Source organism: Marinobacter sp. S6332 (genome assembly GCF_023016045.1).
GTDB lineage: Bacteria > Pseudomonadota > Gammaproteobacteria > Pseudomonadales > Oleiphilaceae > Marinobacter.
Window position 1 is genome coordinate 53303 of record NZ_JALKAP010000005.1, and the last position, 13439, is coordinate 66741.

A 13439-nucleotide genomic window follows, 5' to 3' on the forward strand; every position below is an offset into this window, starting at 1 on the left:
TACCGTGAGTTGTTCACCCCAAAATCACCTTCTTTTTGGCTCGCAATAGACTGAAACAAATGCGCAAGACAGGATTCGAGGGCCATTCCATAAAGATCATCAAGTCATATCGCTGCGTAAGAGCTGACAGGAAGGTGATCGGCCGCGTACTTCGGTTAAGCACAGTGATTTGGTCAGGTATTTCTTGCATGACAGTTTCGAGCGGACCGATCACAAGCACATTGCCAGTATACTCGCCTCTCATTAACTGCGAGAGAGTTTCGTTTGTCGGTATCAGCTCCGATATCCTGCGGGTCTTTGGAGCGGTGATTTTTACCTCTGAACTGAGCAGGGTATCGGAAAGAAGAGGCTTGATATCGAGAATGCCTGGCTGCTCATCGTAAAAAAAAGTGTGATGGTTGATGAGGGTTTTCAAAAACCACCAGAAATTGGGGTCTTGATGAGGTTTCCATAAGTTGTTCAGCGCCCGGTGAACGAGCTCATCAAGATTGTTAGTATCATCCAGGTCCAGCGTGAATCCCTTTCGATCATAAATTGATCGACCCAGAGTAACGACGGGTTTGTTCTGGAGCAGAGCCTCCAGTCCTACTGTTGAGTTGATGACAACGACAAGATCGGTAACGGGCAACAGTGATTGAAGTGACAGCTCCCAGCAGCATCGCACATCCGATGCGCTGCACAGCTCTTCGATTCTTTCCCTTCGGGATTGGTCTTCCGGATGGGGCTTCACAATAAGTTGAGCTTCCGTACCACCCAATACGGATGTGACCGAACCGATAAGTACTTCCATTGACTTGAAGTAAGGTGAATTGTTCTGGATGTTACTATCGCTTTCAATTTGCAGAGGTAGCAGGATTACTGGTTTTTCAGGTGAAAGGCGGAGTTGTGCAAGAACGGCCTCGCTTTCCTTCTTTTGGCCAGTATTCACAATGGAGGCGTTTGAGCTGCCAAGCTTTTGGCAATAAGCCTTAAGCGCTAAGACATCATCCTCTGTAGGCTCTATCGAGCCATTTATTTGCCAACCATTCCCGGCGATAGAGCTATCGCTATTTACCCCGTTAGGGTCAATAACGAGAGAGCCTGGTAGAAGGCCCCTCTCCATGTAAAAGGATGGTATGCCGAGCAAATCTGCTGATTCAGCCAGGGCTCCGGTTACGAGCAGCGAGCCATTCCAAGTAATTACAGTGTTAGCGCCAACATCTGCCAGAAATAGGCTGTATGCTGAAATCAGCTGTTGCTGTTTCCAGCTGTAGTAATCTACCGTCGCTTTTCTGTCCGGGTGGTCAAGTAAAACAGGGTCTTTGGGCGTATAAAGCCAGTCAAGGTGCAAGTCTAAAAGGTGGTCGGTGGTAGTTGCTTTACCTGATGAGGGTTGGTGGGTAGGGTTTGCGTAAGCCAGCAGGAGTTCGTTTACTGAAAATGAGCTGTCACAACTATTTAAGAGGGCCAATTTCCCCGTCGCGTCGGATGTGACAACGTGGCACTGAAACCCGCAAGTGTCGACCAGATGCTTAATGAATGGTGTGATCAGCGCTACGTTTTTCGTAGAATGCCAAGTAAATAAAACTACAGTAGGTTTGATGTCTGGCTTGGTCATCTAGAATCCTAAATCCTTGGAAGTGTAGCTGCATGCTAAACGCAAGTAACAAGGGTACCTGCAAAGTGGCTGCCCGAAGCAACAACCTATGATACCGCATGGGCTTTAAGGTTTGAAACGAATCAAAGCGACCGTCTGAATCAATTTTTCAATTATCTAGCTAATTCAAATGGTTGAATGGCTTAGTACGAGAGGGAGTTTGTTAGTTGGAAAACCATAGTTTTATAAAGTTTGTTCCAGGGATTTATGTCATTTATCTCTCGGTTCCGAAAGTAGCAAGCAGCTCAATCAGCTACGCAATGCTCAATACACAACCGACAGCCCAGGCTGGAATGAGCGAGCACAGCCCTGAGGGAAAAGCTCTCACTAACTGGCGGCCAGCAGAATCACCTCACCCCGCGCTGCCTGTGTTTACCTTTACGCGGCACCCAATTGAAAAGTTTGTGTCCTACTATAAAGACAAGTTCGTCCGGGCCAGGGGGCAGGGGTTCGAGCTCGATCATCTGAAAGCGCTAAAGTTTGACCCGGATATGTCATTGGAGGAAGTTGTTCGCCACATGATGACCATTCCCGTTGAAAAAATGGAGCATCACGCTCAGCCTCAGCATCGAATATTGATCAAAAACGGACGCTTGATTCCGGATTTTGTGGTCAGGGTGGAGGATATGGCCAGCGAATGGCCACTGATCAGCGAGGTTTCTCTGTGCAATTTCTCGATTGACCAGAAAAAGAACACCACAGCTGGTCAGAGCCAGCCCTTGGATTTAGGCAAGCCGGTAGTTTCTGCATTGGCCAGGTATTACACCCACGATTTCGAGCTATTTGGTTATGAAAAACCATCCGTCGAAGATCTATCAATTAGGACGATCCGGCCCAAGGCACCCCTGACGGCGTATCAAATAGAAGAACTGAAGGATGAGATCGCAAAGCGCAGAGCAGAATTCATTGGACTGGCTGAGAAGCTGAAGAAGGATCCGGAGTTCAGGGGAGAGTATCTCAGTTCAGTGAAAACTGAGTTTAATAGATTCCAGATCCATACCAACAGTGCAAGTTCGAAAACCAACCCGTATGTCATTAGCTTGTTGAGACGGATGAAACGATCCTTTATTAGATGAGGAACAATTAAACCCAAAATTGCAAGTTTTGTACTAGAATCTGTATTTCGACACAGAGCGAAACTTGAGTAAACAAATTAATACCAGCGCTTACGCTGGTTTTAGTGCTTCATCATGTTCAGAAATGGCTTTCAAGCGCATGATGAACTTCCTCTCATCGGGAGAATAATATGTTTTTCGAAAATTCATCACATTTTGTTTTAGAGCGCTACTGGTCTTCGGCAGAAACGTGCAGACCCCCACAGAGGCTGGCTAAGAAAAACCTCACACCCCACTTGCACTTAGTTGTGTTGGTTTTTTGTATAGCATTTTTGTTTTCGCCATTAGCCCATGCTAACGATCCGTATCTTACATTTACTGATTTAGTTAGTGGCCCAAACAATGGCTTAAATGATGGCAGAGGCAGCGGGGTGATAGTAACAGTTTGGGGTCAAAATCTCGGTAGCCAACAAGGTGCCAGCCAATTGATCATTACGGATGCGAGCGGGGCTGCTATGAGTCCGGCCCATGTCTATTACTGGAAAAATTCTGACGGGCAATTACCTTCTGGGCCAGCCAATCTATTTGAATCCCATAAGATGCAGGAGATTGCATTTTCAATTCCAGAGGGAGCTGAAGGCCCTGCCACCATTAAAATTAGAAAAGACGGCAAACAAAGCAATGAACTGAGTTTCACAGTCCGTCAGGGGGCGATTTTTCATATCACTCCAAATGGCAATGACGCCGGAAACGGTTCCTTTAACGATCCATGGAGAACTGTCAACTATGCGGTTAATGTCGCTCCGCTAGGCAGTACGATTTACGTTCACGATGTAAAAACAGGAAGTCAAACAACAGGTAGAGGCATTTATTGGAACAATTCTGATGCTTCAAGTTCGTCAGATGCCCATTTTTCGATACTCGCCTACCCTGACACACGGCCGACCGTTATCGCTCAGAGAGCGATCGATTCTTTCAAGACAAATGGGTTTATGGTGTCTAAACTAGATGTCTACGCATCTAACTATCCACAAACGGACTCTAATGGCCAACCGATAGGAGCTTTGATTGATTCTTTTAGTGATACTTGGGGAATTAAAACTACGAAAGATGGTCGATATGTAGCTAACCGTATAGGTGATATACCTGGTGGCTGCGCCAGCAATTGGAATGGAGCTATTATTGGCGATTCACCAAAGCACCTTGACCGTGTTTCTAATGCAAAAATGTTAGGGAATGAAATATACGAGTATGGCTGCGAGGGATCAAATAAACTTCATCATACCACTTATCTATCGATTCGAAGTGATCGAGGAATGATAGTTGAACCTTGGGAATGGGGTTATAACTATCTTTGGGGAAATAAAGCCAAAGGTGGAATTCACCAATGGGACAAAAATGAAACATGCGGCGATATGAATGGTCCCCTTAAAATTCACCACAATGTTATCGTTAATCAGGCCGGTCCCGGAATTAGTGTTGGTGCAGCTAATAATTGTTCTTGGTCAATGAATGTTCATATCTATAATAATGTGCTTATAAATACTGGCTTAGCAGCCGCTTGGGACGGTTCAGATGTGGATTCTTCGAATGGCCCGGAAAATGGCGCAATTGTAATTTCGTCCGGCATAAACGGTTTGCTTGGTAAATTTTTTATAAGCCACAATTTAATTTACAAGCCAGCCTCCGATGGCCAAACAGTAGGTGGAAAAGGTTGTATACAGTTAAGTGGCACTGGTGATACGGTATCGGTGTTATGGAAGAACAATATATGTATAGTTAATCGTGGACATCCGTTCATTGGTGTTGGGCACAGGGGGAGCATAATGCTTGACAATATTGAAGGGAGTAATAATTCTTGGTTCTTTGATGGGTTGACAGCATCTAACTCTGATTTACCAAATTGGGATAGGAGCTCAGTCACAGAGGATCCTTTGGTAAGATTTTCTGGCCCAATCATTAACTATGACCCTGAGTCACGGATTATTGGTGCAGGCTCTCCATCAGAAATCGTAAATGGAATTTACGGTAACTCACGAACTCCTTCGGCAGTAGATATCGGACCGCTACAAATTAATAAATTCGAAAATATAGCTCCGAAGCCACCATCTGAAATTTTTGTAGATTAAGATGTGATAGTTTTCCGATCCGCATTGCTGTGGCACACACAACTAGGCTGACAGATGGGGCATACACCACGCGGCAATTATTGAATTAGAGGTGGAAAGCTACAGACGACAACAACTGGCAACAGATCAAACAGTCCTCAAAGAGTAAGAAATGAAACGACTCAACCAACCATCATAGTTGTCGCGGACCGGACAAGATAGTTGACGCCAGACAAATTCTGGCGAATTCCGGTCAGGCGGCTAAGATGGGGTTGGTGGAGTGCCTACTTGAGCCCTATACTTATGTGGTAGAAGTGCTTACCGAACTACCATCATTGACGACCGACGATGAACTAGACTGGCTGTTACCTTGGAATCAGGGCGAAACTATTCCGAAGTAGTTCGTGGAGCGCTTACCAGGAAACGGCGAGGTTGCCGAATACTGGCAGAGGTGTTCTGGGGTGAATATTCCGGAGTTCTATAAAAGAGCGGTGTCGCGGTTATTGGTTGAATCCACAATTAAAAGAGTGCCTCAACAGCCGTTTTAAGATCGTCAATCCTGTTGTCGCTTTTCTTTTTAAGCTCTGACTTAAGGTACTTTACCTCTTGTTCGAGATGATCGCTATTCTCTTTCAGGTCAATTATTTTTTGTCTTATGTCGTCAACTGTGTTGTCGACATAGAGGAAGCCGTTGCTGAAGTACGCACGAAGCGCCTCTGTGTTTGAAAGAATTCCTGGTTTTTCTGCGCTAACAGCTTCGTATGCGCCGCAGTTGAGGCAATTTTCTCTTTTCGTTAGCACGACAACAGCGTCGCTCGATATTAAGTAGTTAAAATAATCCTCTTTGCTAATAAATCCTGTCAATTGCACGCAGGCAGGTGCGTCATTTTGAGACATACCCTTCGGATTTCCCGTTACCAATACTTTGATCTCATTTTCCGAAAAGTGGGAGCATGCCTCCATCACCTCTTGAATAGGTTCATCGGAAGCCCAGGTGCATATAAAAAGAATTTGGAATGGGACTTCGTCTTTTGTAACGATTTCTGAGCTTGGTAATACCGGTAACGGGTCAGGAACAATAATCGGCTCGCCGCCTATTTTTTTACAATAGTCGTATAACGCAACATTTGTGACGATCACGAGATCGGCACGCCTTACAATAAAATTCGCAATTATGTTGAGCAATCTATTTTTCCCATCCAAAGGAAAGAGGCCGGCGTTATGTTCGTCGACTACGATCTTCCTTTTTTTGGATTGGAATAATAGTGTACAGAGAAAAGCTAGAACTATAGAAGGGTTTTGACAGAATATTACTCTTGGCTGTTCCTTTTTTACAATCTGAATTGTTTTGATACTTAGTTCGACATATCGGCGTAGACCAGATTTTGATGAGATCAATTCGTACAGGGGGACTCCCAATTCACGGCTCATGCTATGATTGCGAGTCTGATACTGCCAAACAAGCCAGATTGAGTTAGATAACATTCGTTCTTCCCTTTTACCTTAGATAGAAGCTACTGGTGATTTTAAAGTGTCTAATTCGTTGCTTCAGGTTTATCTCGGTTTTTTATTATTCGTGCAGGCTGGCCTGCGACAATTGCGAATTGGCGTATGACTTTAGTAACTACGGTTGCGGCTGCGACTATTGAGTGCGAGCCGACGTCTGCCATTACGGTTGCAGAATTGCCGATCCAACAGTCACGACCAATAGTTATTTTTTCAAAATATCCTCCCTGTTGTTGGATTGGTGTATCGGGGTCATCAAAGTTGTGTTGCCTGTTACCGCTGAGAATGTGAACGCCGCTGCCAATAAGTGTGTCCTCGCCGATAGTGCACTTGCCAATGTTGCACTGTGGGCCTATGTATACACCTCGTTGAATAGTCGTATCCCGATGGGACAACAGAGTGAGAAAGCCAACGACAATTTCGTCTGAGGTGTTAGGACAGGCTTGGCTGTAAAAAGCGGCCCGCAGATAGCTTCCCGTTTTGCCGGGGAAGAGGCTCAGGAACTGGGAAAAGCTTGCAAAGCTGGCGTCCGGGTCGCTGATACGGGCGGTTAAGCAGTAGAGAGCGTAAAGGGGCCAGGTGAGGGCCCGGAATAGCCGCTTAATGATGGGTTTGGCATGAAGTCGGGCCATTAGCGGTCCAGCCTTGCTTGAAGCCATGCCTTCTCCTTGGCTGGGCGAAAAGCCAGCAGGGCGATGATGGCTCGGCGCAGTATCCGGTTCATCAAGGTCGTCCACGTAAGCCTTGTGTTGGCGTTGGCAACGGCAGGGGACAGGGCGTTGGTATCTGCCGCCAGGTCAGGATTTGCAATGGGCTGTTGTGGCACCTGGTTTTGCATAAGGATGACGACGATTCGGGTAAAGTGAGCTTCGGGGCTGTTTTTCAGTGTGTCCTGTATTTCTTCAAGCCAGATGTTGGCCTGTTGCAGGTAGTCCTCGGCCTGTTCCGGATCCAGGTGGCTGGCGATGCAGAGAAGCATTGCCTTGCGGATGTCCTGGGCTACCCAGGTGTGGTTTGGAAATTCAAGCTGATCCGTCTGCGCGAGGAAGGGTTGTTCGTGATTTTGCATCCATTGCGTATAGCGAATCAGCGCATGACGTGCGTATTGGCTGTTTTGATCCTGTTCTTGGTGTTGAGCTTTTATCAATAGGTATCTGGTGATGCTGATCAGCAACACCAGGTAAGACCAGCCGGTTTCCACATCTAGCAGATTGCGCTCATCCGGCTCATCATTGGGATGAATGCTCTGGCGGATTACGGCCTCAGCCTGATCCCGCCACTGTTGGTCGCCGGTTAGTAACCAGGCATCCAGCAGGGTGTTCAAATAGTTGCCCGTCGCCCGGGTAAACGGATAGCGATGAGCCAATGGCGCCTGGCCTCTGGCCAGAGCCTTGAGGTTAGGCAGTTCCTGTTTTTTCAGAGCCAGAAGTTGGGCCAGCAGGCCGCCCTTGTTCTCAAAACTGTTCCGCATCCAGTTGGCCAGATCAAGCACCGCTTCGGCAGAGTCTTCGTTACCAGTCATCCAATAATGGTAGAGCAGTCCGGTAGTGTAGCAATGTTCAGCACCTGGCCCGCCGCCCGTTTGGCCAGGGGTGGAGCTGGTGGTGTTATGTTTGCTGAAGGTCCGGTGGGTGGCGGTGTGAACGTCCAGGTAGTGGTCGGTATGCCAGAACAGGCCATTGTTATATTCGGCCCGGTCTTCTTCGGTGTGGTAGATGTCTATATCTGTAACGTGGCGTGCAAGGTCGTCCATCAACTCGAACCAGCGCTTATTTCCGGTCAGGGCGAACTGCCTGGCAAAGCCATAGATCGGGTCATACTGGTTGTTGTAGTGGGAAACAAAAGGTGGCTCTCCCTCGTTTTGGTAGAGGGTTTCATGATCAGCGAATATATCGCCAAAACTACGCCAGCCAAATTCGTCAATCACTTCCCGCTTTGCAAAGAAGTTTGATTCGCCATCCAAGCCTTGTGCTATCAGTTCGTCAAGCGCGTCGGGTTGCGTGTTGGCTTTGAACCAGGGAAACGCTTGCGCTTGCTCATAACACTCTGGCGCTAGCACGGGGACAAGCGGGGCGTAGGCTGTTGCTGCGATGCTGTTATTGCTGTGGTGGTCTATCAGGCAGCGAAGGGTCTTGCGCTCACCGCCTTGTAGCTCATACGCTTTTTTTGCGTCCCTTGGGAACAGACCGATGGTTAGTTTGTTTCCCTCTTTGCGAAGGCTGGTTGGGAAGTTCTGCCAGAAGCCGGGCACAGTCATGCTTAGCTGCCCGCAATCCTCACCAACGCTCACCAGCGGATTGGCACGCTTGCCTTGGTGCTTCAATTCGCTGCTCGTCGTGAGCTTGTAGCCACAGAACCGGGTGGTTACGTCACCGTTGGCGTCCACATGATTACGGCTTTGCCAGTTTTCGCCGCCACTTGAGTCCTGGTAAAGATTAAAATCGGCGAGATGGAACTCGCCTGGGGTTTCATCTAGGGCCAGAGGCGTGATGGTGGCAGTGCTTGCAGCTGGAAGTGTTGTTTCTAACGCAAGCTCACGGAAATAGACGGATCCGGGGTCTCCCAGATCCCACAAGCCACCGGGGTGGCGGGCGCGTTTCGGGTTGTGGGTTACCAGCTCAACTTGTATGAGCCCGGTTTCCAGGAAAACACGCAGTTCACATTCAAACCGTGCGAGTGGTTCGTTGTTTTGTTTCAGCCATTGGCCTTTTAACTTTGCAGCAACGAAAACGGCGCCTTCGTGGGTGATTTCCCAGTTGGCGTCGGCTTTGACAGTGCAGGGAGTTCCGGTGTCATCACACAAGGTTACCGCTGAGGGTACACATTGTTCGTTGTGGTTGTAGGCCTGCCAAGCCAAGCTGCCTTCCTGCAAAACGACGCTACCTGTTGAGGTGGGTATCGTAAGGCTTTGCGGTGACAGTTTGCTATCAGGCTTTGGAGCAGCGGGGCAGGGTGCTTTTTGCTGGGCTAGTATCAGGCTTTTCTTGCTGTGCGGTGCCAGGCTGATCAAAAAACTTGCGTGAAGCCAGCGAATGCTGCCGTCCGGCCAGTGGGCGAGAGGTTCAAGTTGCACAGCCAGAGCCTTCTGGTTATCCATCAGTGTGAGGTTCTGGACGGTCTTAGCGGTGCCGGTGGGTAGCGGTATACCAAGGCATACGGGCTCACTGATGCGATTAAAGCCGCTTGTTTCCTCTAGCTGAATGGCTATTTTTTCCATAAACGTGCCTGTAATCTGACTTCCTGTGTGGTGCATAGAGTAATCCGCAAATTTGGCAACATAAAGTGGTGCTTGCTAGAAACCCCAAATTAAAGGAATAAGTCCCAAGGCTACTGCACCTGCAATCACACTCAAAGGCACACCAATTCTAACGTAATCTGAAAACCTGTACCGTCCAGGCCCAAATACCATTAGATTGGTTTGGTAGCCAAGGGGCGTAATGAATGAGGCTGATGCCGCAAACATAACTGTAACTGCAAAGGGCAACACGCTCACATCGAGCTTCTGTGCCAGCGCGAGTGCAATGGGGAACATCAGCACGGCGGCGGCGTTGTTGGTGATTAGCTCGGTAAACATCACTGTCAACAGATATACCAGAATCAGCACTTGCCAAGGTGATAGGTCCCCGATACCCAATAATCCGCTCACTATCCAGCCGGCAGCTCCGGTTACTGTCATGGCATTGCCCAGTGCAAAGGATGCGGCGATGACAACCAGCACTGGTAGGTCCAAGCTGCGTCTGGCACGGCTAGCCGTTAAGCAGCCGGATACAATCATTCCGCCTGCGGCAAGGAATGCAGCTTCCATGATGGGCAGCAATCCGCTGGCGCTGACCAGTACCATCAAGGCGAGTATACCTAAAGCTCTGGGGGCCTTGTGGAAGTCTGGCGGTGTGGAGTCGTTCAGCGCACTCACCAGTAGGAAGTCGCGCCTGAAGCGGTACTGCTCTACAAACTGATGGCTGGTTTCAAGCAATAGGGTGTCGCCTACGCGGAAGGTTATATCACCCAACTTGCCGGGAACCCGTTTTCCTTCCCGGGCCAGAGAAAAAATCACGGCATTAAAACGGGTACGGAATTGGCTATCTCGAATGGTTTTGCCGAGGGCGGTGAACTCAGGCCCCAGCACAACTTCAACCAGACAACGCTGATGGTTGGCTACATCCAGCTTGTGTACATTGCCACTGGCGGGCTTTAACCCTTGAATTCTTCGGAGTTCACTGGCGCATTCTGGTGCGCCGATAAAGTACAGCCGGTCTCCAGCCTCAAGCACCCGGTCGGGCTCAACCGCTGTAATGAGCCGGCCATCGCGGTCAATTTCTGCCAGATAACCATAATTAAGGGCGCGCAAGCCCGCTTCGGCGATGGATTTGCCTACCAGCGGCCCGGAATTGACCACTTCAACCTCAACACCGTATTCACGTATTTGGTTCAGTTCTTCACGTACGCCGCCGCGATCGGGTAGCAGTTTTGAGCCAAACAATACCAAGAAGGCGCCGCCAACCAGCATCAGTGGCACGCCCACCCAGGCCAGTTCGAATAGCCCTAGGTGGATATCGAGTTCTGATTGCAAGAGGCCATCTATGACTAGATTGGTACTGGTGCCAATCAAGGTGCAGGTTCCGCCCAGTATGGCCGCGTAGCTGAGGGGCAGGAGCAGTTTTGACGGAGAAATACCAAGCCTCTGGGCCCAGTCCTGAATGGCGGGAATGAACATGGCAACAACCGCCGTGTTGTTCATGAATGCACTGAGTACGCCGGTTGGTGCAATCATTCGTAATTGGGCGCCTTTGGCGGTTTTCGGGTGGCCTAGAAGGCGCCGTGCAATCCATTGCACGGCTCCAGTCTCTTTCAAACCTGCCGCGACAACGTACAAGGTGGCAATGGTTATAACGCCCGGGTTGCCAAAACCCGCCAGGGCTTCTGTTGGCGTAAGAACACCTGCAATCAGCAAAAGCGCCAGTGCTGCCATTAGCACCAGGTCTGCCGAATAGCGAGTGAGCATCAGGGTGGCCAACACCGAGAAGAGTGTTCCCAGGGTGAGAATGCCTTGCCATTCCATTAAATGCAGAGTCTCATAAGTTGGCGCATGCAGGGTTTATCAGGATGCAATCAATTTTCGCTCGAGAAGATAGTTGATTAGCGATTCCACGCAATCTTCCACCGAGGAGCAGGATGTATCCAGGCTTATTTCCGGCTTGGCCGGTGCTTCGTAAGGTGAGTCAATGCCGGTAAAATCAGTGATTTCGCCTGCTCGCGCTTTCTGATACAGGCCCTTGGAGTCCCGCTCTTCGCAGGTCGCCAGCGGTGTATCCATATACACCTCTATGAACTCTCCCGCCGGAAATAGTTTGCGCACCATGCGCCGATCGCTGTTGAAAGGTGAGATGAACGCACTCATTACAATCAACCCTGCGTCAGTAAAGAGCTTGCTGACTTCTCCGACGCGGCGAATATTTTCTACCCGATCTTCATCGGAAAAGCCCAGATCTTTGCACAATCCGTGGCGCACATTGTCGCCATCCAGTAAAAAGGTATGGTAACCACGGTTGTGCAAGGCTACGTCCAGAGCGTTGGCGATGGTGGATTTTCCCGAACCGCTTAGGCCAGTGAACCAGAGCAGGCAGGGTTTCTGGCTTTTGTTTTCAGCGCGCTCAGATCGAACGACTTTATGGTCGTGCCAAACGATATTGTTTTCCAAAACAGCATCCTTCTGGTTCTAAACAGGTTTGCAGGCCCACTCGGGATAGTTATCACGTATGAACCGGTTAAGGTTTCGCTCTGCCTCTGTGTAGTCGCGCTTTGGCAACTCGCCGGAGCCATCCAGAGCACGCGCAACCATACCAGCTGCCACAGTCACGTTGGTCAGTCGGTCAATCAAAATGAAAGCGCCCGTGCCGGGGTGGTTTTGGTAATCTTCTACCACCACTGGCTCAGAAACCTCCAGATCGCACAGGCCAATAGCATTCAGCTCAAGGCCACTGGCGGTTTGCGTGCTGCGCTCAAGGCTGTTTACATCGATTTCTTCCAGCACCTTGTTGATAAAACAGCTGGTCACCTTGGTGCCGATCTTTATGCCGTACTCGCGGCCCGGTACAAGAGGTTTCTCGCTCATCCAGACCACGTGGGCAGCGAAGCGCTGGCCCATCTCAGGCGGCTGATTGGCATGCACCAGCAAATCACCACGGGAAATGTCGATCTCATCTTCCAGCGTAATGGTTATTGCATCGCCCGGCCAAGCGCGTGGAATCTCACCTTCGTAAGTATGAAGACCCTTTACCCGAGAGGTCATTCCGGAAGGCAGCACCACCAACTCATCACCTTTATGCACTACACCACTGGCAACCGTGCCGCAGTAGCCGCGGAAATCCAGGTTCGGGCGGTTCACAAACTGAACAGGCAACCTGAAATCGGTTACGTTCTGGTCTGCCCGAAGTTCAACCTGCTCAAGGATGGTCATTAAGGTTTCGCCGCTATACCACGGCGTATGCTCACTTCGGTTTACCACGTTATCGCCATTCAGAGCTGAAATAGGCACGTAATACACCTCTTTCAGCCCCAGCTGGTCTGCCAGCTTTTCGTATTCTGCACGAATTTCATTGAATCGCTCTTCGCTGAATTCCACGAGATCCATCTTGTTGATGGCCACCACAATGTGCTTCAAGCCTAACAAAGAGACAATAAAACTGTGCCTACGGGATTGTGTGAGCACGCCCTTGCGGGCGTCTACCATTACAACGGCCAAATTACAGGTAGATGCCCCAGTGGCCATATTGCGGGTGTACTGCTCATGGCCCGGGCAGTCTGCGATGATAAACTTGCGCTTATCCGTGGAAAAATAACGATAGGCCACGTCAATGGTGATGCCTTGCTCACGCTCGGAGGCAAGCCCATCCACCAGCAATGCTAAATCCAGTGCTTCACCGGCGTTACCTTGGCGTTCATTGTCTTTATGAAGCGAGGCGAGGTGGTCTTCAAAAATCAGCTTGGAATCGAAAAGCAAGCGCCCGATCAGCGTCGATTTGCCGTCGTCTACGCTGCCGCAGGTGAGAAAGCGCAGCAGGTCTTTGTTCTCATGTTGATCCAGGTACGCGAGGATGTCAGATTCAATCAGTTCGGATGCGTGTGACATAGTGA

At 49.4% G+C, this 13439-nt stretch carries 10 protein-coding genes; 3 read left to right on the forward strand and 7 right to left on the reverse strand.

From position 1 onward, the window contains the following. Positions 1 to 13 precede the first annotated feature (13 nt). On the reverse strand, positions 14 to 1597 hold the full coding sequence (locus MWU62_RS08815) for a hypothetical protein (RefSeq protein ID WP_247114509.1): 1584 nt from the start codon (positions 1595 to 1597) through the stop codon (positions 14 to 16). Between the two features lie 206 nt (positions 1598 to 1803). Here MWU62_RS08815 and MWU62_RS08820 point away from each other — a divergent pair, with 206 nt between their 5' ends. The 3 genes from MWU62_RS08820 (at position 1804) to MWU62_RS08830 (ending at position 5200) form a co-directional block, all read left to right on the forward strand. Continuing rightward, positions 1804 to 2712 (forward strand): sulfotransferase family 2 domain-containing protein, encoded by a 909-nt coding sequence (locus MWU62_RS08820; RefSeq protein WP_247114510.1) that lies wholly within the window; start codon positions 1804 to 1806, stop codon positions 2710 to 2712. Positions 2713 to 2882: 170 nt separating this feature from the next. After that, on the forward strand, positions 2883 to 4820 hold the full coding sequence (locus MWU62_RS08825) for a hypothetical protein (RefSeq protein WP_247114511.1): 1938 nt from the start codon (positions 2883 to 2885) through the stop codon (positions 4818 to 4820). A 245-nt stretch (positions 4821 to 5065) separates the two neighbouring features. Next, positions 5066 to 5200: a transposase domain-containing protein gene (locus MWU62_RS08830; protein WP_247114512.1), complete on the forward strand. Its 135-nt coding sequence runs from the start codon at positions 5066 to 5068 to the stop codon at positions 5198 to 5200. Positions 5201 to 5318: 118 nt separating this feature from the next. On the opposite strand, the gene MWU62_RS08835 is transcribed toward MWU62_RS08830, so the two are convergent. Genes MWU62_RS08835 through cysN form a run of 6 tightly spaced genes read right to left on the reverse strand, consistent with a single transcriptional unit; the run spans position 5319 to position 13434 of the window. Next, on the reverse strand, positions 5319 to 6284 hold the full coding sequence (locus MWU62_RS08835; RefSeq protein WP_247114513.1) for a glycosyltransferase: 966 nt from the start codon (positions 6282 to 6284) through the stop codon (positions 5319 to 5321). 50 nt (positions 6285 to 6334) lie between these two features. Further along, positions 6335 to 6964: an acyltransferase gene (locus MWU62_RS08840; RefSeq protein WP_247114514.1), complete on the reverse strand. Its 630-nt coding sequence runs from the start codon at positions 6962 to 6964 to the stop codon at positions 6335 to 6337. Next, positions 6937 to 9558, reverse strand: a complete 2622-nt coding sequence (locus MWU62_RS08845) for a hypothetical protein (protein WP_247114515.1) — start codon at positions 9556 to 9558, stop codon at positions 6937 to 6939. The genes MWU62_RS08840 and MWU62_RS08845 overlap by 28 nt, the downstream gene beginning before the upstream one ends. 39 nt (positions 9559 to 9597) lie before the next feature. Then, positions 9598 to 11364: an SLC13 family permease gene (locus MWU62_RS08850; protein ID WP_247114516.1), complete on the reverse strand. Its 1767-nt coding sequence runs from the start codon at positions 11362 to 11364 to the stop codon at positions 9598 to 9600. 39 nt (positions 11365 to 11403) lie between these two features. Beyond that, complete coding sequence (gene cysC / locus MWU62_RS08855) at positions 11404 to 12003, reverse strand: adenylyl-sulfate kinase (protein ID WP_247114517.1); 600 nt, start codon at positions 12001 to 12003, stop codon at positions 11404 to 11406. Between the two features lie 18 nt (positions 12004 to 12021). Further along, complete coding sequence (cysN, locus tag MWU62_RS08860) at positions 12022 to 13434, reverse strand: sulfate adenylyltransferase subunit CysN (RefSeq protein WP_247114518.1); 1413 nt, start codon at positions 13432 to 13434, stop codon at positions 12022 to 12024. Positions 13435 to 13439: the final 5 nt, after the last annotated feature.